This is a genomic window from Zunongwangia sp. SCSIO 43204 (genome assembly GCF_019904275.1).
GTDB lineage: Bacteria > Bacteroidota > Bacteroidia > Flavobacteriales > Flavobacteriaceae > Zunongwangia > Zunongwangia mangrovi.
This window is the reverse complement of the sequence record NZ_CP063204.1, coordinates 2,656,769-2,679,019: the sequence shown is the minus strand read 5'-3', so window position 1 is coordinate 2,679,019 and position 22,251 is coordinate 2,656,769. Positions and strand designations below refer to the sequence as shown.

Annotated in this window: 24 protein-coding genes and 1 other RNA gene; 12 read left to right on the top strand and 13 right to left on the bottom strand. The window is 35.9% G+C overall.

Annotated elements, in window-relative coordinates; genetic code table 11:
- Positions 1-74: 74 nt before the first annotated feature.
- The 3 genes from INR75_RS11885 to lon all read right to left on the bottom strand — a co-directional run bounded on the left by INR75_RS11885 (position 75) and on the right by lon (position 4,506).
- Positions 75-1,268 (bottom strand): MFS transporter, encoded by a 1,194-nt coding sequence (locus INR75_RS11885; RefSeq protein WP_223088977.1) that lies wholly within the window; start codon positions 1,266-1,268, stop codon positions 75-77.
- A gap of 1 nt (position 1,269) precedes the next feature.
- The gene (gene cmk, locus INR75_RS11880; RefSeq protein WP_223088976.1) at positions 1,270-1,962 is read right to left on the bottom strand and encodes a (d)CMP kinase; all 693 of its coding nucleotides are present in this window, start codon (positions 1,960-1,962) and stop codon (positions 1,270-1,272) included.
- A gap of 93 nt (positions 1,963-2,055) precedes the next feature.
- A complete protein-coding gene (gene lon / locus INR75_RS11875; protein ID WP_084842814.1) occupies positions 2,056-4,506 on the bottom strand; it encodes an endopeptidase La in 2,451 nt (816 codons plus the stop codon).
- Positions 4,507-4,720: 214 nt separating this feature from the next.
- On the opposite strand from lon, the gene INR75_RS11870 reads away from it, so the two are divergent.
- Genes INR75_RS11870 through INR75_RS11850 form a run of 5 tightly spaced genes read left to right on the top strand, consistent with a single transcriptional unit; the run spans position 4,721 to position 7,951 of the window.
- Positions 4,721-5,278 carry an RNA polymerase sigma factor gene (locus INR75_RS11870; protein ID WP_175487067.1) on the top strand — a complete coding sequence of 186 codons (558 nt, stop codon included), beginning with the start codon at positions 4,721-4,723 and terminating at the stop codon, positions 5,276-5,278.
- Positions 5,268-5,828, top strand: a complete 561-nt coding sequence (locus INR75_RS11865) for a DUF4179 domain-containing protein (protein WP_223088975.1) — start codon at positions 5,268-5,270, stop codon at positions 5,826-5,828. Before INR75_RS11870 ends, INR75_RS11865 begins: the two co-directional genes overlap by 11 nt.
- The gene (locus INR75_RS11860; protein ID WP_255584525.1) at positions 5,812-6,900 is read left to right on the top strand and encodes a DUF4097 family beta strand repeat-containing protein; all 1,089 of its coding nucleotides are present in this window, start codon (positions 5,812-5,814) and stop codon (positions 6,898-6,900) included. The genes INR75_RS11865 and INR75_RS11860 overlap by 17 nt, the downstream gene beginning before the upstream one ends.
- Before the next feature lie 60 nt (positions 6,901-6,960).
- On the top strand, positions 6,961-7,695 hold the full coding sequence (locus INR75_RS11855; RefSeq protein ID WP_223088974.1) for a head GIN domain-containing protein: 735 nt from the start codon (positions 6,961-6,963) through the stop codon (positions 7,693-7,695).
- A gap of 34 nt (positions 7,696-7,729) precedes the next feature.
- Entirely contained in the window at positions 7,730-7,951 is a 222-nt protein-coding gene (locus INR75_RS11850; RefSeq protein WP_223088973.1) for a hypothetical protein, read from the top strand.
- A 206-nt stretch (positions 7,952-8,157) separates the two neighbouring features.
- Here INR75_RS11850 and INR75_RS11845 read toward each other — a convergent pair whose 3' ends face one another.
- Together INR75_RS11845 and INR75_RS11840 are read right to left on the bottom strand one after the other, a co-directional pair.
- Positions 8,158-9,477 carry an MFS transporter gene (locus tag INR75_RS11845; RefSeq protein WP_223088972.1) on the bottom strand — a complete coding sequence of 440 codons (1,320 nt, stop codon included), beginning with the start codon at positions 9,475-9,477 and terminating at the stop codon, positions 8,158-8,160.
- A 63-nt stretch (positions 9,478-9,540) separates the two neighbouring features.
- Entirely contained in the window at positions 9,541-10,365 is an 825-nt protein-coding gene (locus INR75_RS11840) for a M48 family metallopeptidase (protein WP_223088971.1), read from the bottom strand.
- Positions 10,366-10,511: 146 nt separating this feature from the next.
- Here INR75_RS11840 and INR75_RS11835 point away from each other — a divergent pair, with 146 nt between their 5' ends.
- The 5 genes from INR75_RS11835 (at position 10,512) to lpdA (ending at position 14,549) form a co-directional block, all read left to right on the top strand.
- Positions 10,512-11,381, top strand: coding sequence for an alpha/beta fold hydrolase (locus tag INR75_RS11835; protein WP_223088970.1), 870 nt, complete (start codon positions 10,512-10,514; stop codon positions 11,379-11,381).
- A 27-nt stretch (positions 11,382-11,408) separates the two neighbouring features.
- On the top strand, positions 11,409-11,897 hold the full coding sequence (msrB, locus tag INR75_RS11830) for a peptide-methionine (R)-S-oxide reductase MsrB (RefSeq protein ID WP_223088969.1): 489 nt from the start codon (positions 11,409-11,411) through the stop codon (positions 11,895-11,897).
- An 8-nt stretch (positions 11,898-11,905) separates the two neighbouring features.
- Complete coding sequence (msrB, locus tag INR75_RS11825) at positions 11,906-12,298, top strand: peptide-methionine (R)-S-oxide reductase MsrB (protein ID WP_223088968.1); 393 nt, start codon at positions 11,906-11,908, stop codon at positions 12,296-12,298.
- Between the two features lie 24 nt (positions 12,299-12,322).
- Positions 12,323-12,874 carry a hypothetical protein gene (locus INR75_RS11820; RefSeq protein ID WP_223088967.1) on the top strand — a complete coding sequence of 184 codons (552 nt, stop codon included), beginning with the start codon at positions 12,323-12,325 and terminating at the stop codon, positions 12,872-12,874.
- A gap of 283 nt (positions 12,875-13,157) precedes the next feature.
- The gene (gene lpdA, locus INR75_RS11815; RefSeq protein WP_223088966.1) at positions 13,158-14,549 is read left to right on the top strand and encodes a dihydrolipoyl dehydrogenase; all 1,392 of its coding nucleotides are present in this window, start codon (positions 13,158-13,160) and stop codon (positions 14,547-14,549) included.
- A 119-nt stretch (positions 14,550-14,668) separates the two neighbouring features.
- On the opposite strand, the gene INR75_RS11810 is transcribed toward lpdA, so the two are convergent.
- The 4 genes from INR75_RS11810 to INR75_RS11795 all read right to left on the bottom strand — a co-directional run bounded on the left by INR75_RS11810 (position 14,669) and on the right by INR75_RS11795 (position 17,664).
- The gene (locus tag INR75_RS11810) at positions 14,669-15,607 is read right to left on the bottom strand and encodes a S9 family peptidase (protein ID WP_223088965.1); all 939 of its coding nucleotides are present in this window, start codon (positions 15,605-15,607) and stop codon (positions 14,669-14,671) included.
- A 67-nt stretch (positions 15,608-15,674) separates the two neighbouring features.
- Entirely contained in the window at positions 15,675-16,400 is a 726-nt protein-coding gene (locus INR75_RS11805) for a diphthine--ammonia ligase (protein ID WP_223088964.1), read from the bottom strand.
- 85 nt (positions 16,401-16,485) lie between these two features.
- Positions 16,486-16,899, bottom strand: a complete 414-nt coding sequence (gene aroQ, locus INR75_RS11800) for a type II 3-dehydroquinate dehydratase (protein WP_084842827.1) — start codon at positions 16,897-16,899, stop codon at positions 16,486-16,488.
- 159 nt (positions 16,900-17,058) lie between these two features.
- The gene (locus INR75_RS11795) at positions 17,059-17,664 is read right to left on the bottom strand and encodes a porin family protein (RefSeq protein ID WP_223088963.1); all 606 of its coding nucleotides are present in this window, start codon (positions 17,662-17,664) and stop codon (positions 17,059-17,061) included.
- A 116-nt stretch (positions 17,665-17,780) separates the two neighbouring features.
- Here INR75_RS11795 and xerD point away from each other — a divergent pair, with 116 nt between their 5' ends.
- Both xerD and INR75_RS11785 read left to right on the top strand, forming a co-directional pair.
- Complete coding sequence (gene xerD, locus INR75_RS11790; protein WP_223088962.1) at positions 17,781-18,680, top strand: site-specific tyrosine recombinase XerD; 900 nt, start codon at positions 17,781-17,783, stop codon at positions 18,678-18,680.
- Positions 18,681-18,775: 95 nt separating this feature from the next.
- Positions 18,776-19,732 (top strand): aldo/keto reductase, encoded by a 957-nt coding sequence (locus tag INR75_RS11785; protein ID WP_223088961.1) that lies wholly within the window; start codon positions 18,776-18,778, stop codon positions 19,730-19,732.
- Between the two features lie 117 nt (positions 19,733-19,849).
- Here the strand turns inward: INR75_RS11785 and rny are convergent, their stop codons facing one another.
- From rny to INR75_RS11765, 4 genes are all read right to left on the bottom strand, one after another.
- Positions 19,850-21,436, bottom strand: a complete 1,587-nt coding sequence (rny, locus tag INR75_RS11780) for a ribonuclease Y (RefSeq protein ID WP_092544314.1) — start codon at positions 21,434-21,436, stop codon at positions 19,850-19,852.
- A gap of 49 nt (positions 21,437-21,485) precedes the next feature.
- A non-coding RNA gene (gene ssrS / locus INR75_RS11775) (6S RNA) lies at positions 21,486-21,602 on the bottom strand.
- 52 nt (positions 21,603-21,654) lie between these two features.
- Positions 21,655-21,948, bottom strand: a complete 294-nt coding sequence (locus INR75_RS11770) for a cell division protein ZapA (RefSeq protein WP_092544312.1) — start codon at positions 21,946-21,948, stop codon at positions 21,655-21,657.
- Between the two features lie 6 nt (positions 21,949-21,954).
- Positions 21,955-22,245 carry a hypothetical protein gene (locus tag INR75_RS11765; RefSeq protein ID WP_092544310.1) on the bottom strand — a complete coding sequence of 97 codons (291 nt, stop codon included), beginning with the start codon at positions 22,243-22,245 and terminating at the stop codon, positions 21,955-21,957.
- Positions 22,246-22,251: the final 6 nt, after the last annotated feature.

Here is a 22,251-nt window from a genome sequence, read left to right as displayed (position 1 = left end):
TGCATTTCCGTTCTTTTGCCAAAAAGGAGTGCAAAAATACAACTAATTTTAATATTTTCAAACCTACTAAAAACTTAATTTTCTTCAGGTAAAGATTTCTTGAAAAGAAGGTGAAAAATTAAGATCAAAACGCTGTAAATTAAGCCTAAAGAAGCGACCCCTTTCCACTGAAAAAGCTCCCATGCATATGCTCCCGTAGTTGTTCCTAATGCGCCACCAATAAAGTAACCCACCATATAAATGGTATTAATCCTATTTCTTGCATCTGGATTTCTGGAAAAGATAATATTTTGGTTAGTAATATGTAAAGATTGTAGGCCCATATCAACCAAAATCACTCCGATAACAAGCCCTATAATTGAATACCCAGAAAACTCAAAAACTACCCAAGCGAAGATCATTACTATTGTTGAAATAATGATCAATCTGTTTTTATTCATTTTATCACTCAATCTCCCAATTAAGCTGGCGGCTAGTGCACCTGCGATTCCTAAAACGCCAAAAGTACCCGCTACCCCACTTCCGTAGTTAAAATTATCTTCCATAAGAAAGACCAAAGTGGTCCAAAATGCACTAAAACCGGCAAATCCTAAGGCTCCACGAAGCGCAGCTAATCGTACTGAAGATTCAGTTTTAAAATAACCCCATAGAGATTGCATAAGTTCTTTATAAGATCCCGAAAAATTAGGTTGTAATTCAGGTAATTTCAGCTTTAATAATCCCCAGAAAATAAGCATGATTCCGGCAGCGATAAAATACATCACTCGCCAACCAAAATACTCTCCCACAAAACCACTTATAAAACGGCTTCCCAAAATTCCAATAAGCAAACCACTCATCACAATCCCAATTGCGCTTCCTCTCTTTTCCGGTTTTGCTAATTGCGCGGCCATGGGAACAAAAACCTGCGGTACTACACAGCTAAATCCCACAAAAAAACCCGAAATCACTAAAACTGGTAAGCTAGGCGCTAAGGCCATTACTAAAAGACTGGCGATAATGAATACAAAATCGATCATTACCATTTTTTTACGCGGAAATTTATCGCCTAACGGAATAATAAACAGTAATCCAAAAGCATAGCCGAGTTGGGTAAAAAGAGGAATATTACTTACAGCAGACTCTGAAACTCCAAAATCTTTTGCCATTAAATTTAATAAAGGCTGATTGTAATAATTGTTGGCTACCACCAATCCTGCACCAGTCGACATTAAATAAAGTACCGATTTACCTATTCCCTCTTCAGAGGTAGTATCGATTTTGGCCATTTTAGGCGTCTGTTTTTTCTTTTACTAGAGAAAGAATTTTTTCAAACTGCTCTTCTTTACTTAAATCTGAATTATCGATCTCTATAGCATCATCTGCTTTTATTAAGGGAGAAGTTTCCCGTGTAGAATCTAAATGGTCTCGCTTCTGTACGTTTTTAAGCACTTCTTCGTAACTAACATCGTTGCCTTTTTCTTTCAGCTCGTTATAGCGACGTTCTGCTCTTTTTTCAGCTGAGGCTGTCATGAATAATTTTAATTCGGCATCAGGAAATACCACAGTACCAATATCTCGACCATCCATTACAACCCCACCTTCTTTACCAATTTCTTGCTGCTGAGCCACCAACATTTCACGAACCTGAGGAATAGCCGCAACTTTACTCACGTTATTAGAAACTTCCATGAGTCGAATTTCTTCTTCTACATTTTCATTATTTATATGAACAACTCCATAACCAAGATCTTCATCAAACTTAAATTTAACGCTTATAAAAGCTAAATGTCGGAGTAAAGCTTCTTCATCTACTTTTTCATTTGTAACTATCACCTTGCGCATCGCATAAAGAGTTACTGCTCGATACATTGCTCCCGTATCTACATAAATATAACCTAACTTTTTAGCTAACTGTTTGGCTACCGTACTTTTTCCCGTTGAAGAATGCCCATCGATGGCAATAGTGATCTTTTTGGTCATTAAGTTGAAGTTTCTACAAAAATAGAGATTTGAAATTACCTTAAACGAAAAAGCCCCGAATTTCTTCGAGGCTTTTTGTCTATTACTTTGTATTTATAATTCTTTCGCGTTTTTCACTTTTTCGTCGGTGATTGCGATATCAATTACTTCGCTCATATCGTTCACGTAATGAAAAGTAAGACCTTTTAAGTATTCTTCTTTGATCTCGTTTATATCACGCTCGTTCTCTTTACAAAGAATAAGTTCTTTAATTCTGGCTCTTTTAGCTGCAAGAATCTTTTCTTTGATTCCGCCTACCGGAAGTACTTTTCCTCTTAAGGTGATCTCTCCCGTCATGGCTATACTTTTCTTCACTTTCTTCTGAGTAAATAAAGAAACTAAAGAAGTAAGCATAGTTATACCCGCACTTGGACCATCTTTTGGAGTAGCACCTTCTGGTACGTGAATATGTACATTATGTTTTTCGAAAATACCTGAATCAATACCTAAAGTATCCGCATTGGCTTTAATATATTCCATCGCGATGGTAGCAGATTCTTTCATCACTTTACCAAGGTTTCCGGTAATATTTAAATTTCCTTTTCCTTTCGATAAAATTGATTCAATAAAAAGAATATCACCACCAACCTGCGTCCAGGCTAATCCGGTTACTACTCCGGCTACTTCATTATTCTCGTATTTATCACGTTCTAAACGAGGACTACCTAAAATTTCGATAATATCTTCGTTAGTCACTTTTACATTATACTCCTCTTCCATTGCGATACTTTTCGCACCGTATCGAACTACTTTTGCAATTTGTTTTTCTAGCGCTCTAACACCAGATTCACGTGTATAACCTTCAACGATCTTTTCTAGCTGGGCTTTACCAATTTTGAGATCATCTTTTGTTAGTCCGTGCTCTTTTAATTGCTTCGGAAGCAAATGTCTTTTCGCGATCTCGATCTTCTCTTCGATCGTGTAACCGGTCACATTTATTATTTCCATACGATCACGCAATGCAGGCTGAATCGTATTTAGACTATTACAAGTAGCGATGAACATCACTTTAGATAGATCGAAACCTAGTTCTAAAAAGTTATCGTGAAACTCGCTATTCTGCTCTGGATCTAAAACTTCTAATAATGCTGAAGAAGGATCCCCTGCATTACCAATACTTAGCTTATCGATTTCGTCCAAAACAAAAACAGGATTACTGGTTCCCGCCTTTTTAAGACTCTGGATAATTCTACCCGGCATCGCACCAATATAGGTTTTACGATGACCTCTAATTTCAGCTTCGTCTCTTAAACCACCTAAAGAGATTCGAACGTATTCTCGCCCTAAAGCTTCGGCTACAGACTTTCCTAAACTGGTTTTACCAACTCCTGGAGGACCGTAAAGACAAAGAATTGGAGACTTCATATCATTACGCAGTTTTAAAACTGCCAGATATTCTATAATTCTACGTTTTACATCATCTAAACCATAATGGTCACGATCTAAAATTTTCTTTGCTCGCTTAAGATCAAATTTGTCTTTACTAAATTCATCCCAAGGAAGATCTAGAAATAAGTCCAGATAATTACGCTGAATAGAATATTCGGCTACCTGCGGATTCATTCTTTGCATTTTTGAAAGCTCTTTTTCAAAATGCTTTTGTACATCTTCACTCCAATGCTTGTCTTTAGCTCGTACGCGCATTTCTTCGATCTCATCTTCATGAGAAACACCACCCAATTCTTCTTGAATGGTTTTCATTTGCTGATGCAAAAAGTATTCGCGTTGCTGCTGACTCATATCACTCTGCACTTTAGACTGAATATCATTTTTAAGTGCCAGTTTCTGATTTTCAACATTCATAAACTTTAAGGTCGCTAAAGCACGTTCCTTAAGGTCGTTGGTCGCTAATAAGTTTTGTTTCTCTTCTACAGAAAGATTCATGTTAGAAGACACAAAATTGATTAAGAAAGAATTACTTTCTATATTCTTAATGGCGAAAGAAGCTTCAGAAGGAATATTAGGACTGCTTTTAATAATTTGCAGCGCTAAATCTTTAATCGCATCGATTATTGCCCCAAATTCTTCATTTTCAGCATCTGGTTTTGTTTCAGGAATTTCTTCAACATTCGCCCTCATAAAAGGCTCTTCCTGAGTAACTTCAGTAATATTAAAACGCTTTTTACCCTGTATAATCACTGTTGTATTTCCATCAGGCATTTTTAAAACCCTAAGAATTCTAGCTACAACACCTATATTATTAATGTCTTTGATTCCCGGATTTTCTACCTCTTCATCTTTCTGCGAAACAACACCAATGATCTTTTCATTATTATTTGCTTCGTTAATTAACTTGATCGAAGCATCTCTTCCAGCCGTGATAGGAATCACTACTCCTGGGAAAAGAACCGTATTTCTTAAAGGTAATATTGGTAAGTTTTCGGGTAATTTTTCTTTATTTATTTCTTCTTCATCTTCAGGCGTCATTAACGGTATCAACTCTGCATCTTCATTTATACCCTGTAATGACAAACTGTCAATATCCGTGAACTTTGTTTTAGCCATAAGTTATCTTTAATAGTCAAACTGTCATTGCAGTTTGTTTATTTTAATTTGTTTTGAGACCTCTACGCCTGCAAATACTAGATTCCAGGCGATTAAAATTGTCGCTTTTTAAATGTGTCAATTCCTATGCCAGCATATTTTTTCTGAAATAATTTTCAAAAACTGTAACAAACAGAAACTCATCCTATCTTTATACTAGAAACAAGATATTTTTTTGCAATCAACCATCACACATATTAACGATCTTGTAAACGACTGCCGGCAGGGAAACCAGCGTGCGCAAATGGAGATTTACAACCGGTATTACAAAGCCATGTATAATACTGCATTGCGAATCGTACATCACAGTGCCGAGGCCGAAGATATTATGCAAGAGTCTTTTTTAAGTGCTTTCGAAAAGATCGATCAATTTAAAGCTGAAGCTTCTTTTGGCGCCTGGCTGAAGCGAATTGTGGTAAACAACAGTATTAATGCCCACAATAAAAAATCGAAGTACGAAGAAGTAAGCTATAAGGATTATCTAAAAAACGAAACAGACGAAAATGAAGGAATAACTACTACCGATACTCAAAATAAAAAAGTGAAAATGGTTTTAAAAGCCATGCAAGAGCTTAAAGAAAATTACAGAATCTGCCTAACGCTTCACTTAATCGAAGGTTATGATTATGAAGAAATAGGCGATATTTTAAATATTTCTTATGCCAATTGCAGGACAACCATTTCCCGAGCGAAAGAAAGTTTAAGAAAAAAAATGATGAAAGATGAAAAATGACGAATTCTTTGAGGATCTAAAGGGATTGAACTTTGATATTTCTGAACCAGATTCTGGACATAAAGATCGATTTCTTGAAAAACTCGAACAGAAACATAAAAATGAAGCTTCTAAAACAGGAAAACTAAGAAAACTTTGGATTCCGCTAAGCAGTATAGCAGCCGCACTTATCATCGCATTTATAGCTTTTGGTAATGTTTTTAATACGCCTGCATTTGCAAAAGAAGCAGATCTTGCTGCAGTTTCTCCCCAAATGAAAGAAACTCAAGATTTTTACAGCACACTTATAGAAAGAGAGTTAAAATCTATAGAAGGAGAGCGCAGCCCAAAAACCAATAAGATCATTAACGATGCATTGGTACAATTAGAAACTTTAGAAAAAGAATACAACAAACTAAAAAAAGATCTTTTAGAAAGTGGCCAGGATAAACGCGTAATCTATGCCATGATTAACAACTTTCAGAAAAGGATCGACCTGCTAAACCAGGTACTAGACCAAATTGAGACTATTAAACAACTAAACACACAAGAAAATGAAACTATTATATAAATTACTATTCCTTGCGCTTTTAGTGCCGGCAATAAGCTTTGCCAATGGGGATTTTGATGGTAGACATACCAAAGAAAAAACACTAAAAAGAGAATTTAAAGTATCACAAAGAGGAATTCTGGATATTAATAATAACTACGGAAATATAGATATTTCTACCTGGGATGAAAACCGAATTGTAATTCAGGTATTTATAAAAACCAATGGCGACGATCTGGAGAGAGTTCAGAAAAAATTAGATGATATTTCTGTCGATTTTCAGCAAAATGGAAATCGTGTAAGCGCCAAAACCAGATATCAAAAAGAAGAAAGATCCTGGTGGAGCAGTTTATTTAGCAGCGGTAACGGGATTAGTATGGAAATCAACTATATAATTAAAGCACCGGTAAACCACGATATGGTGATCGATAATGATTACGGAGCGATTTATATTGATAAAGTGAACGGAAATACCGATATCTCCTGCGACTACGGAAAAGTTGATATTGGCGAGTTAAGAGGATCACGAAATATGCTGAATTTTGATTACACCCGTAATTCTCACTTCGGATTTATTTCTACTGCGGAAATTGACGCCGATTATTCTGAATTTACCATTGAAGAAGCTGAAGATCTAAGAATAAGTGCAGATTATTCAGATTCCAGAGTTGAAAAGGTAGAACGTCTAAAATACAATTGCGACTACGGAAGCTTTAGAGTAGATAAAGTAAAAGTTTTGGAAGCTGACGGAGATTACCTTAGCACTAAAATTGGCCGTGTATTTACCTCGCTGAGCTTAAATCAGGATTATGGTTCGATCTCTGTCGAAAAATTAATCGACGGTGTGAGAAACGTAAATATCGATACCGATTATGCCGGAATTAAACTTGGTTTTGATGCCGAAATGGATTTCACCTTCAATGTAAAAACTTCTTACGGGAGTGTAAAAGGTACAGATGATCTGGAAATTCAAAAAAAGCATGATCGTAATACCAGTAAGGAAATTTCAGGATATTACGGAAAGCAAAACAGCTCAAATTCAATAAATATCACCACAAGTTACGGTAGTGTAAGCTTCAGAAAAGAATTCTAAAAATATATAATTTCAGCAATAAATATTCGCCGAAAGGCATAACCATTAATCAATCAAATCATGAAAAAATCAATTTTAGCAGCAGTCATTTTATGCATCAGCATCACCTCAGCAAATGCCCAATGGTGGAGCAGCGATAAAAGTATTAAAGGAAATGGAGATGTAGTTACCGAAAATCGAAAAACATCAGATTACGATGCAGTAAGCCTTGTAGGTTTTATGGATGTTGCACTGGTAAAAGGAAGTGAAGGAAATTTAACTATCGAAGCCGAAAGCAATTTACAAGAATACATCACTACAGAAGTTAAAAACGGCACTTTAAAAATTTCAGTAGAGAAAGGCGTAAATATAAGTCCGTCACGAAACAAAACCATTAAAGTAACAGTTCCTTTTGAAGATTTAGAAGGTGCATATTTAACCGGAAGCGGTGATATTTGGACAGAAGATAAAATCACGGCGAGAGATTTTTCACTATCGGTTACCGGAAGCGGTGATATGAATATTGAAATTGAAGCTGATGAAATTGACGGAAAAGTTACGGGAAGTGGCGATATCCAATTAATAGGAACTGCAAGTGAATTAGATTGTAACGTTACAGGATCTGGAGATTTTGACGCTTACAAACTCAGAGCAGCTATTGTAAGCGCTCAGGTATCTGGTTCTGGGGACATTATGGTTTATGCTGAAAAAGAATTGAATGCAAGAATTGCAGGATCTGGAGACATTTCTTACAAAGGCAATCCTAGTAAAGAAAATTTTAAAACTTCAGGATCTGGAGATATTTCAAAGTACTAATTCCCAATACTGGCAATTATTGTTTAGTTTTTGAATGCGAATCCCTTCTACCCTACAGGAGGGATTTTTTTTAGATTTTGTTTATGGCGAAGAGTTGACAGCAATCAGCAATCAGCAATCAGCAATCAGCAATCAGCAATCAGCAATCAGCAATCAGCAATCAGCAATCAGCAATCAGCAATCAGCAATCAGCAATCAGCAATCAGCAATCAGCAATCAGCAATCAGCAATCAGCAATCAGCAATCAGCAATTTAATGTATTACTTTTGTCCGCAAAATAAAAAATCAGTGAAATAAAATTTTTATTTTTTTTCTGTTCTATCATCTTACAATGTATCGGTATTATTTGTTTTAAAGACATATAGAGTTCAGAATTAAACTTAATGTAATCCTGTTTCCTACCTCTTTTTTCTCTCTTCTCTTGTCTATACTCTATATTCTAACAGCGAAGCGATCTAAAATCTAACTTCTAATCCTCGGTACTCTAATCAGTAAAATAATTCCACCGATAAAAAAAATGATCAGGAATAATATCGAATTTCGGCTACTTCCGGTATAGTTAGCAACTGCACCATGTATCATCATTCCAATAACAATCCCAATTTTCTCTGAAACATCGTAAAAACTGAAATAACTGGCGGTATCGATAGCATTTTCAGGAAGCATTTTAGAATAAGTAGACCTAGAAAGTGACTGAATCCCTCCCATTACCAATCCAACACTGGCGGCGGCTACGTAAAATTGATTTGGCGTAGTAATAAAATAGGCGTAAACGCAAATAAGTGCCCAAATTATATTTATAAAAATTAAGGTCTTAATATTACCAATCTTAGCTGCAATTCTAGAGGTTAGCGTTGCACCCAAAACAGCCACCAACTGAATCAATAAAATACTTACGATTAACCCGGTGGTTGAATCCTGTTCTCCCCAGTCTAATTCTTTAATTCCAAAATAGGTTGCAATAAGCATAATGGTTTGCACCGCCATACTGTACACGAAGAAAGCACCTAAATATCTTTTAAGCTGAAGATTATGATTTAAAGAATTCCAAATCTTCCGAAGTTCTTTAAATCCATTAAACATCACATTTTTAGTCAGTTTTGCTTTTTTTGTTCCTTTTGGTAAATAGTAATAGGTATACTGACTAAAACCAATCCACCATACTCCGGTTAACACAAAAGAAAGTCGGGTTGGTAATCCTTCATCTTCAAAACCAAATAGTTCATATTTAAGGATCATTAATAAACAAAGAACCAATAAAATAACACTACCAATATAACCTAGCGAAAAACCCTTTGCGCTTATTTTATCCTGTTGCTCTGGGAAAGCAATATCTGGTAAATAACTATTGTAAAACACCAGACTCGACCAAAAACCAATTAAAGCTAGAAAATAACAAAGTAAGCCAAACCACAAAAATTCAAGGTTAAACCAAAAAAGACCTATACAAGATAGCGCACCCAGGTAGCAGAAAAACTTAAGAAAATTCTTTTTGTTCCCTACATAATCGGCAATTCCAGATAAAAACGGACTAAGACCAGAGACCACCAAAAATGCTGCCGCGGTTACATAAGAAATTACAGTATCATTATTCAAATCAAATCCTAAAAATGGAACTTTATCATCAATAATATTTCCTTCAGAATCTTTTAAAATCGTAAGCGCTCCATAAAAAATAGGAAATATTGCTGAAGATATCACCAGGCTATAAACCGAGTTCGCCCAGTCGTAAAATGCCCATGCGTTAAGTAGTTTTTTACTACCCTTTGGAAGATTTTTCATGGACTAAAAATAAAAAAGCTACACCAATAGTGCAGCTTTTTCAATTTATTTATTTGTAAAATCTTACTGAAAACTTGTTACTCCGTATTTTCTGGCCTCAGCTTTTGCTTCAGGAGCCCAGGCCTCAAGATTATTGATTCTTGTTTGATTTGAAGGGTGTGTACTTAAAAATTCTGGTGTAGAAGCTCCTCCACTATTTTGTTGCATCCTTCTCCAAAGATCGGCTGCTTCATCTGGATCATAGCCGGCGATCGCCATTAAGGTTAGACCAATTCTATCAGCTTCAGCTTCCTGGCTTCGGCTAAAAGGTAACATCACCCCTACCTGAGAACCAATTCCGTAGGCTTGGGCAAAAATTTGCTGAGTTTGTTGACTTTTTCCGCTTAAAGCAACAGTACCCGCAACCGCACCCAATTGCTGAATTTGTGCTCTACTCATTCGCTGTGCTCCGTGATCGGCAAGTGCATGAGCAACCTCGTGTCCCATTACTACGGCGAGACCGGTTTCATTTTGGGTTATTGGCAAAATTCCCGTATAAACTACCGTTTTACCTCCCGGCATCGCAAATGCGTTTACCTGATCGTCCTTAACAAGATTATATTCAAATCTAAAATCCTCTAAAAATCCCTGGTATCCATTGGCGTTTAAATAGCGTTCTGCTGCTGTCTTAATCTTATCCCCTATCCTCTTTACCATTCTGGATTCTGTAGTTCCTGTTACCACATTACTACTATCCAAAAAGGCATCATATTGCTGGAATGATGATGGGAATAATTGATCGTTGCTTACAAAATTTAAATTCTTTTCTCCTGTGAAAGGATTTACTTTACAGGCGACTACTGTTAAAGCAGTAACAAAAAGAACTAATATCCACTTCTTTACTTTCATAGTTAATTAGATTAGTTTTGTTAAAATTACAAAAGCCAAGTCGCTTAAAAGTTTTGTTTAAGTAGGATTTAACAAATTATAGCTTTCAAAAACGGTTCAAAAACTATTGATTCTTAGAATCTATCTAGCAAGTGTTTATAAAAAAGATGGCAAAAAAACATAAAGATAAAACCCCAATTCAGCAGTTATTATTGCCCTGGTACATTTTATATACCGGGAAAGTTCTTAACTGGATCTCACCTTATCTTGCGAGTAAATTTGCGGGTAAATTATTCCTAACGCCCTTAAAATATAAATTACCGCAGCGGGAACAAGGAATGGATCAAAATTCAAAGCAATCCACACAAGTTTTACCTAAAAGTGAAAGGGAAATTGTGGTTTACGAATATGGTAAGAGTGATAAAAAAGTTTTGCTGGTACACGGTTGGAGTGGTCGCGGCACACAACTTTCTAAAATTGCCGATGCTTTGCTTTTAGAAGGTTTTAGTACCATTAGTTTCGATGCTCCTGCCCACGGGAAAGCTTCGGGAAAAATGAGCATGATGCCACACTTTATAGAAGCTATTCATTATTTAAGCAAAAAACACGGTCCGTTTCATACGATTATTGGCCATTCTTTAGGCGGAATGTCTACTTTAAAAGCGTTGAAAGAAGGAGTATCTTCAGAAAAAGCAGTAATTATTGGAACAGCAAATAGCGTTACCGCAATTACACAAGAATTTGTACAAAACCTTCATATGGATAAAGAAGTAGCTTTTCTTATGAAAGCGCACTTTGATGAAAAATTCGGGCAAAATATGGATAATTATTCCGGAGCGATTTCAGCGCAAAGTGTACATATTCCAACTTTGGTAATTCATGATAAAGATGATGTAGATGTACATTACAAATGTGCTGAAGAAATCCATAATCAACTAAAAAACAGCAAACTCTATTTAACCGAAGGCCTAGGACATCGACGAATCCTGGGAGACCAAAATGTTATTAACAAAATCACAACGTTCATCACGGCATAATCTTTGTAACTTTCAAAATAAAAAGAAATGAGAAAGTTACTATTCATATTAATTGCCATGTTTACTCTGGTAAGCTGCAAAGGGAACGCCCAGGATGAAAGCGCGAAAAAGACGCAAAAGTTCGAAATTTCTAAATCTGAAAGCGAATGGAAAAAAGAACTTACAGACGCCGAATTTAAAGTGCTTAGAAAAGCTGCGACCGAGCGTCCTTTTTCCAGCGATCTGTTAACGGTAAAAGGAAACGGAACCTTTGTTTGTGCTGCCTGCGGAAACGAACTTTACGAAAATAAATACAAGTTTAAAAGCGGTACGGGCTGGCCAAGTTTTGATCGTGCTATTGAAGGTGGCGTGGCTTTTGGATCTGATTCTAAACTAGGATACCAGCGTGATGAAGTTCACTGCGCAAAATGTGGTGGACACCTAGGTCACGTTTTTGATGACGGACCACGAGAAACTACCGGAAAAAGACATTGTATAAATGGTGTCGCTATGGATTTTAAACCTACCGAAAAATAAAATAACCAATGAAGAAATATAATATCGAGAAATCGGAAGCTGAATGGAAAGAACAGCTTACCGAAGAGCAATATCGCGTGCTTAGAAAAAAAGGAACTGAAGCTCCACACACCGGAAAATATAATCTTCACTTTGAAGATGGCGAATATCGATGTGCCGCTTGTAATGAACAATTATTCGAAAGCGATAGCAAGTTTGAAAGCGGTTGTGGGTGGCCAAGCTTCGATGAAGCTATAGATGGTAAGATCGAATATATCCAGGATCGCACCTTTGGAATGATAAGAACCGAGATATTATGTGCCAATTGCGGAAGCCATTTAGGTCATGTTTTTGATGACGGACCAACAGATACCGGGCAACGATATTGCGTAAACTCGGCCAGCATAGATTTTAAAAAATAATTAAAAACTTTAAATACTACCACTATGAAAAAGATATTCACTTTATTATTTGTAAGCACATTTTTATTTGCCTCCTGTTCAGATGATGGAGAAGTAGGACCACAAGGACCTCCGGGTGAAGATGGTCTTGATGGACTTGGTTATACGTTAGAAGAACAAATTACTTTTGATTATTATTCTGATAGCAATAGTTATTCACGTTTAATATCAATTCCTGATGATGTAGCAACAATTAACCCTGAAGCTGATGCAGTTTTAGTGTATCGATACCGAGAAATTCAGGATAACGATGGAAATTTTATTGACACATGGAGTTTAATTCCTCAAAATTTCTTTTTTAACGAAGGAACAATTCAATACGTTTATAATCATACTCCATCAGATGTTGAGATCATTATTGAAGGTAATTTTGATTTAAGTAACCTAAGTACAGATTACACCAACAACCAAATTTTTAGAATTGTTGTTGTTCCTTCAGATTATTTAGCTTCTAATGCAGATCTTGACATCACAAATTATAATGCAGTGATCAAAGAATTGAATTTGAAAACTTCAGATATTAAAATGGCTAATTAAGCTTCAATATATTTTAAATTATAAAGGCTTTATCTTTTTAGGTAAAGCCTTTATTGTTCCGTAGAAAATTGCTTCAGGAAAAAAGCATATTCAATTTAAAGATTTCAGCAAAAAAATATGCTTCAAAATTCACATTTTCGAACTTTAAACAAACGATCAGCAATTAAATTCGGCATAAAAATAAAGGCGATTTTAAGGGAATCCTGTAAGTGCAAAACTTTTCGGTTAAGCTAATATTCCTTAAATTCGCAGGAACTATTTTTTGTTTAAAAAAAATCTAAATATGAGTAAATACGATATCATTGTTTTAGGTAGTGGCCCGGGTGGTTATGTAACTGCGATCCGTGCTTCACAATTGGGCTTTAAGACAGCTATTGTGGAAAAAGAAAACCTTGGTGGTGTTTGTTTAAACTGGGGATGTATCCCAACAAAAGCATTGCTTAAAAGTGCAGAGGTTTTTGACTATCTTAAACATGCAGAAGACTACGGCTTAAAATTAGAGAATCCAGATAAGGATTTTGGTGCTGTAATTAAAAGAAGTCGTGATGTTGCCGGTGGTATGAGTAAGGGAGTACAATTCCTTATGAAAAAGAACAAGATCGATGTTATCGAAGGATACGGTAAACTAAAATCTGGTAAAAAGGTTGAAGTTACCGATGCTAAAGATAAAAAGACAGAATACTCTGCAGATAATATTATCGTTGCAACTGGTGCTCGTTCTCGTGAATTGCCAAACCTAAAACAAGACGGTAAAAAAGTTATTGGATATCGTGAAGCTATGTCTTTGGATAAACAACCAAAGAAAATGATCGTTGTTGGTAGTGGTGCGATTGGGGTCGAGTTTGCTCATTTTTATAACTCGATGGGAACCGAGGTTACGATCGTAGAATTCTTACCAAATCTTGTGCCTTTAGAAGACGAGGATGTTTCTAAACAATTTGAGCGTAGCGTTAAGAAAGCTGGTATTAAAGTAATGACAAACTCTTCTGTAGAGAGCGTTGATACTTCTGGCGATGGCGTTAAAGCGAAAGTTAAAACTAAAAAAGGTGAAGAAACTTTAGAAGCTGATATCGTACTTTCTGCAGTTGGAATTAAAACAAATATTGAAAATATTGGTCTTGAAGAATTAGGAATCAAAACCGATAAAGATAAGATCGTAGTAGACGATTTCTATAAAACAAATAAAGACGGAATTTACGCAATTGGTGATGTAGTACATGGCCCAGCGCTTGCTCACGTTGCTTCTGCGGAAGGAATTATTTGTGTTGAAAAAATTAAAGGAATGAACGTACAGCCTTTAGACTACGGAAATATTCCTGGTTGTACGTATGCTACTCCTGAAATAGCTTCGGTTGGTTTCACTGAAAAGCAAGCTAAAGAAGCTGGTTACGAAATTAAAGTGGGTAAATTCCCATTCTCTGCTTCTGGTAAAGCTAAAGCTGCCGGAAAATCTGATGGTTTCGTAAAAGTAATCTTTGATGCTAAATACGGTGAATGGTTAGGTTGCCACATGATTGGTGCCGGTGTTACCGATATGATCGCAGAAGCGGTTCTTGGTAGAAAACTAGAAACTACAGGACACGAAGTATTAAAAGCAGTTCACCCTCACCCAACAATGAGTGAAGCGGTAATGGAAGCTGTTGCTGCTGCTTATGATGAAGTGATCCATATCTAAAACAGATAATAGAATTTAGAACATAGAGTATAGACTTTTTGATTTTGATTCTATAAAAAATTTAAGCCCTGAAAATCGATATTTTCAGGGCTTTTTTCATGTAATTATTTTGCAGAATACTATTTCTCGAAATACTTAACTGCCTGCTGAGACATTTCTCTGTAGTTGTGACCAACATTATAAACCGTATCAATTTTCCAGTTAAAAAACCATCCTTCTTTTTCTGCTAAATTGGAAGCGGTTTTATAAAAATACGAACCTCGCGCTAAGCGATGTCCACCCTGTTGCATGGCTAGCTCTGTTTCTCTAAAATTTCCAAGGCTTGGATCGTTATCATTTTCTCCTAAAAGAACGATTAATTGTTTCTCAAAAGACTTTTGAATAGTATTAAAAGAAATCTGAGTATTTTTTAATCCGTAAGGATATTTTAAATCTTTGATTGGTAGAGTATAAAATCCGGCATTTGCTGCGATTGCTTTATTGATTCTGGCTTCTGGCATTAGCAGGATCATACGATGTACAAATTGGCCGCCGGCAGAATGCCCAAAAAGATCATAACTTTCATTTTTAATGTCGTTAGTTTCTTTTACGTGATCAAAAATATTTTCTATTACTGTATATGCCCACTCTTCTTTAGGATTAGTCGTTCCGAAAAAGGTAAATAAATTACCTTCCTGATAATCGTTGGTGGTATACTTTGAAAATTTGTTGGCAAATTCAGGTGCTAGAACCAGTATATTCTGTTCTTCAGCTATATTTTTCCAGGCATCCAGGTAATCGTCTGCATTTCTACCTCCGCCATGCATTACAAAAATAATTCTATCATTATTCTTCCAATTCTCAGGTTTATACGTCCAGACTTTTATCGATCTTCTTTCATTTGTTTTATAAGCATACATCACAAAAGAATCGGTGCCTGTTTTCAGTTTTTCTACTTCGGTAACCTCTGGACCTTTAGGAAGCACGTATAAGTAAACATATCCAAAAACTCCTAAAATAAGAATGGTAAATAGTAAGACGAAAAAGACTTTTTTTAAGATTATAAATAATTTATTCATTTTTAAGTTGAAGGTTGTTCTTCTATTTTAGATAATTTCAGATTAGAAAATTATGATTAGTGTTTCATCACAAATCGAGTAAATCACAATACCAAAATCCAGTGTCCCAATTGGTTTCTTCATCTGTAAAGCAATTATCTTCGCCTTCTTCTGCTTTTTGATAAGTTCGGTGGACTTTTTCTCCAATTTCAAAATTAATAGCTTCAGAAAAAATTGGTCCGTCGAAAACAAAGCTGTGAAATTCGCCATTTTCACCACATGGATCTACATTTTTAGGTAAATCGGCCAGAAATTGATGATCGATCAGTCTTCCGCAGAAAGATTCGTCCAAATATTTCGCATTAGTACAAACAACAATCGCTTTAAAGCCTAATTCGATAAAATCCTCAACTAATTTTTTGGTGTTCTTTTTCCAAAGCGGATAGACTCCGCTTAAACCGACTTTTGCCAGCTGCGCATCTCGATATTCTTTTAAATCTTCTAAAAATATATCGCCAAAACATGCAAATTCGATATCTTCTGCTTTCAGTTTTTTAGTTTCGGTTTCCATAACTTCATTATAAGTTTCCATAGAAACATTTCCAGAAAATTTAGCCAATTGCAAAGGCAAGCCAAGGCTTTTTGCCTGAGCTTCTAGTAATGCTACACGCACACCATGCATTGAAATTCGGTTTACATCGGTATTAATTGCAGTAAATAGCTTAACGACCTCAAAATCGTCTTCCTGCTTAAGTTTATATAAAGAAAAAGCAGCGTCTTTGCCACTACTCCAATTTAAATAGGCTTTTTTCATACCGAATTGAAAATGAAAAATTCCTTCTTTATCTGAAGGAATCTCGAATTAAATTAATGCTGAAATTATCGAATTTCGACCCAAATTATAAAAAGCTTTGTATCGCGAGATCGTAGCTTTTGAGTCCGAATCCCAAAATTACGCCTTTTACCACCGGCGATAAAAAGGATTTATGCCTGAAACTTTCACGAGCGTGTGTATTGGAAATATGCACTTCGATAACCGGAGTTTCGATCGCTTTAATGGCATCTGCAATAGCCACTGAAGTATGCGTATATGCTGCAGCGTTTAAAATTACACCATCAAATTCTTTGCGGGCATCATGAAGCATATCGATAAGTTCCCCCTCGATATTGCTTTGATAATAAGAAAGCTCTACACTATCGAACTTTTTCTGCAGATCATTAAAATATTCTTTAAAGGTCTGATTTCCGTAAATTTCAGGTTCACGAGTTCCTAAAAGATTGAGATTGGGCCCGTTGATGATCAGTAATTTCATGCTTTATATAATTAGAATACCACTAGTTAATCCTATGATGTATTCGTTAAAAAATCCTATTTACATCGAGGAAAAGTAAAGGTATAAAAAAAGCGGAAGAAAAATCTTCCGCTTTAATTCATAATTTGGTTAGTTAGTTGTAGTTGGTTTTTCAGTTTTTTAGAACATAAAACCTACACCTGCTTGCCATACTGAGTTATGTACGTCTGCATCTTCAAAAGTTTCAGAAAACCCATAAGTATATCTACCCTGGATAAAGAATCCGTTGTTGAATTTGTACTCGATACCTGCTGCACCACCAAATTCAAAATCCTGAGCTTCTGGATATGGATTATCAATGTCTCCACCGTCGGTTAATGGTTGGTAATCGATTTCTTCATTTACTTTAAAGTTAAAAGAAGGACCTGCTTGTACACTTAATCCATCTACTAAATAGATCTTAGCTAAAACTGGTACACTTACATAATCTAGTTGATACTCCACATTATCGTCTGTATCAGCAAAATTTTCCTGATCGATCTCAAAGATCTCATATCCCTGTCCTGAATATAAAACCTCTGGCTGGATTGAAAATCCATTAACTACTGGAATTTCTGCAAGTAAACCTACATTGAAGCTTGTTCTGGAATTATCTGAACTAAAATCATCCCCGGTAAAATCTGCGAAGTTCACACCACCCTTAATACCAAAATTCCACGCTTCCTGAGCACTCATAGTAGTCGCTCCAAATAATACTAAAGCAATAATTAAAATTGACTTCTTCATAATAACATTTTGTTTTTGATTACAGGGGCAAATGTATGCACGCACTTCTTAAAGAAAACTTAGCAAAGGCTAAAGTATTACTAAGTTTAAACCACCTTAAATTGTATCTTTAACACATGAAATGGGAGCAAATTTTAAAGGATTACCTTACCTATTTAAAGTTAGAACGCGGACTTTCAATTAATTCGATTAGCAGTTATGAACTGGATCTAATCAAGCTAATTAATTTTTTAAAAGTTAAAGGCATTTATACAACTCCGCTTACAATTGATCAGGAAACGCTTCAATTATTTTTATACGAAATAGCAAAAGAGCTAAACGCAAGATCGCGTGCGCGCTTAATTTCAGGATTAAAAAGTTTCTTCAATTATCTTATTTTTGAAGATTATCGAGAAGATAATCCTACAGATCTTATTGAAGCCCCGAAAATTGGCAGAAAATTACCTGAAACAATTTCAGTAGAAGAAATAGATGAGCTTATTGCTGCCATCGACCTCAGCAAAAATGAAGGTGAACGAAACCGTGCTATTCTAGAAACGCTCTATGGATGTGGTTTACGAGTTTCAGAATTAACCAATCTTCGAATATCAGATCTCTATTTTGACGAAGGCTTTATAAAAGTAACCGGTAAAGGCGATAAACAGCGTTTTGTACCCATTTCAGATTACAACATAAAATATATCAATATTTATAAAGATGAAGTAAGATCGCACCAGGATGCAAAACCTGAGGCCAGTGACACTTTATTCTTAAACCGAAGAGGCGGCCAGTTAACTCGCGCGATGATCTTTACTATTATTAGACAGCTGGCAGAAAAAGCGAACATTAAGAAGAAGATTAGTCCGCATACCTTTAGGCATTCGTTTGCTACACATCTTTTAGAAAACGGAGCAGATCTGCGAGCCATACAGCAAATGCTAGGTCACGAAAGTATTACCACTACAGAAATCTATATGCACGTAGATAGAACCTATCTTCGGGAAGTTTTGGAGAAATATCATCCAAAGAAAACTTAACGTAGGTTAAGAACTACTATTAAATTTCTGCTAAACATTAGTTATTAGTTTATTTTGCCTGTTACTCTGATTAATTTCGAGAAAAACTATAAACTATGAAACCACTAAGAACACTTAAGTATAAGAATGGTGATGAACAACCAACAATAGGTCTTGGTACCTGGAAATCTGGTAAAGGAGAAGTTGCAAAAGCAGTAGAAATCGCTTTAAATAGCGGTTATAGACATATAGATTGTGCTGCCACTTATGGTAACGAGAATGAAGTTGGTGAAGCTTTTGAAAAGGTTTTTACTGAAGGTAAGATAAAAAGAGAAGAAGTATGGATCACTTCTAAACTTTGGAATGATGCGCACAAAAAGGAAGATGTGATCCCGGCTTTAAAACAAAGTCTTAAGGATCTAAAATTAGATTATCTGGATCTATATTTAATTCACTGGCCGGTAGCTTTTAAAAAAGGAGTTGGTTTTCCAGAAAGTGATGATGAATTTTATTCATTAGAAGAAGTACCAATTATCGAAACCTGGGAAGCCATGGTTGAAGCCAAAAAGCAGGGCTTGGTAAAACATATTGGTGTTTCTAACTTCAGTAAAGAAAAATTAGAAGACCTAATAAGTAAAACTAGTGAAAATCCTGAAGCACTTCAGGTAGAATTACATCCTTATCTTCATCAAAATGATCTTCTGGAATTCTGCAGTAAAAATGGGATTAATGTTACTGCTTATTCCCCATTAGGAAGTGGAGATCGTTCTGATGCCATGAAAGCTGAAGACGAACCAAGCTTACTTGAAAATCCAACAATAGTAAAGATCGCTAAAAAACACGGAGCTTCTGCAGGACAGATTTTAATTAACTGGGCTGTACAAAGAGGAACGGCTGTAATCCCAAAATCTACGAATGAAGGAAGAATTAAAGAAAATCTTGCGAGTTCTGGATATCAATTAGATGAAGATGATCTTGCTGAAATCGATAAACTAGACGATCATTTTAGATATGTTACAGGAGAATTCTTTGTTACTGAAGGAAACTCGTACTCCAATATTTACGATGAATAATTTGAAGTAACATCTTGAAACAAAAATCCCCGGAAATTCCGGGGATTTTTGTTTTTATAAGCGCTATTAAAAATCTGACATAAAAGTTAGTCCAAGATTATATAATTTTAGCATTAATTATTTTGCAATATTTACTGCTCTTGTTTCACGAATCACGGTCACTTTAACCTGACCAGGATACGTCATATCTGTTTGAATTTTCTGAGAAATTTCAAAAGATAAGTTACTTGCCTTTTCATCGTTCACTTTTTCACTCTCTACGATTACACGTAATTCTCTACCCGCCTGGATTGCATAAGCTTTCTTAACGCCTCCAAATCCAAAAGCAATTTCTTCAAGATCTTTTAAACGTTGAATGTAAGAATCCAACACCTGTCTTCTGGCACCTGGTCTTGCACCGCTAATTGCATCGCAAACCTGAACAATTGGAGAAAGTAATGAGTTCATTTCTATCTCGTCGTGGTGAGCACCAATAGCATTACAAACTTCTGCTTTTTCACCATGTTTTTCTGCCCATTGCATACCTAAAATTGCGTGAGGTACTTCAGTTTCGGTTTCTGGCACTTTACCAATATCGTGTAGAAGTCCGGCACGTTTCGCTAATTTTGGATTAATACCTAATTCTGCTGCCATCACACCACAAAGTTTTGCAACTTCACGAGAGTGTTGCAATAAGTTTTGGCCATAAGAAGAACGATACTTCATTCTACCAACCATTTTAATCAATTCTGGTTGTAAACCGTGGATTCCAAGATCTATCACAGTACGTTTTCCTATATCGATAATTTCTTCTTCGATCTGCTTTCTGGTCTTTTTCACTACTTCTTCAATACGAGCTGGGTGAATACGACCATCTGTTACTAATTTATGTAAAGATAATCTTGCCACCTCTCTTCTAACAGAATCGAAGCAAGAAAGGATAATTGCCTCAGGAGTATCATCCACGATAATTTCTACCCCAGTTGCAGCTTCTAGTGCTCTAATATTACGACCTTCACGACCAATAATTCTACCTTTTACATCATCACTTTCAAGATTAAATACAGAAACACAGTTTTCAACGGCTTCTTCTGTACCTATTCGCTGAATTGTGTTAATGATGATTTTTTTAGCTTCCTGCTGTGCGGTAAGTTTTGCTTCTTCAATCGTATCCTGAATTAAAGCCATGGCATCAGCTCTTGCAGAGTCTTTAAGGCTTTCTACCAGTTGCGACTTCGCTTCTTCAGCAGAAAGGCCAGAGATCACTTCTAATTGCTGTACTTTACTGTTATGCAATTTATCGATCTCTTCCTGTTTTTTCTCCAGGTAATCATTACGATGTTCGTAGTCTGCGATCTGGTCTTCCAGCTGCTTACTTTTGTTCTCTAATTCTTTATTTAACTTCTTATTTTTAGAAAGCTCACTAGAAACCTGAGATTCTTTATCTCGAGTACGTTTTTCTGCATCACCAATTTTCTTATCTCTGGCAAGAATTACTTTTTCGTGCTCAGACTTTAATTCGATGAATTTCTCTTTAGCCTGAAGTATTTTATCCTTCTTAATACTTTCGGCTTCATTTTTTGCCTCTTTTATAATTCCTGAAGCTCTATTTTCAGCTTCCTGAATAGTGCCCGAGGCTTTCTTCTTTTCCAAAGATTTAGCAATGGCAAAACCAATACCAAGCCCAACAACTACTCCTACTATCGCAAATATTATTATATCCATACTTATTGTTTATATAAAAAAAAAGCCTGTATTAGTCGTTGTTTTGTTTAAACTCCTTAAAATCAAGTTTAGGGCTAACAAGCTGATCAAGAATCCGTAGTCCCAAACGGGAACGGCGCGCTTTTACAACTTAGACTCACCCTCTTTAAAGAATTATCTGTTGAGTTTATCAAAAAGTAACTAATACAGGCAGTAACCTTAGTTTTATTTAAAGAACGTTATGAGGCCATATGCTTTTGCAATAATTCGTTAAGTGATCTTAACTTGTCTTCTGCTTTTTGCATTTCCTCGCTTTTATCTATATCTTTTTGTTCCGTTTGGGCTGCAAATTGTAAGGCACACATGGCCAAAACATCCTGCTTATCCCTTACGGCATAACTTTGCTCAAATTGCTTAATCATGGCTTCGATCTTCTTTGCAGCTTTACGCAATCCCTCTTCTTGTTTAGGATTGATTGTTAAGGGATACACCCTGTCTGCGATCGAAATCTTTATTTTAAGCTTGTCTTCCATCTACATTTATTCAGATAACTGAACGATACATTGATCGATCTCCCTAATAAGACTATTTATTTTAAGCTTAGTTTCCTTTTTATAATCATTACTGCCAAGCATCGCGTTTGCTGCTTTTAGATCTTTTATCTGGCCGTTCGAATTTTCCAATTCGCCCTTTAGCCACTTATTTTCAGATCGAACCGCCGTTAATTCCTGTTGTAGTGATTGCATTTCCTGCTTAAGCAACTCGTGCCTGTGCAGTAACTTACTAATCCTATTTTCAAGATTATCAACAATTTCGGTGATCTCGCTCATAAAAGT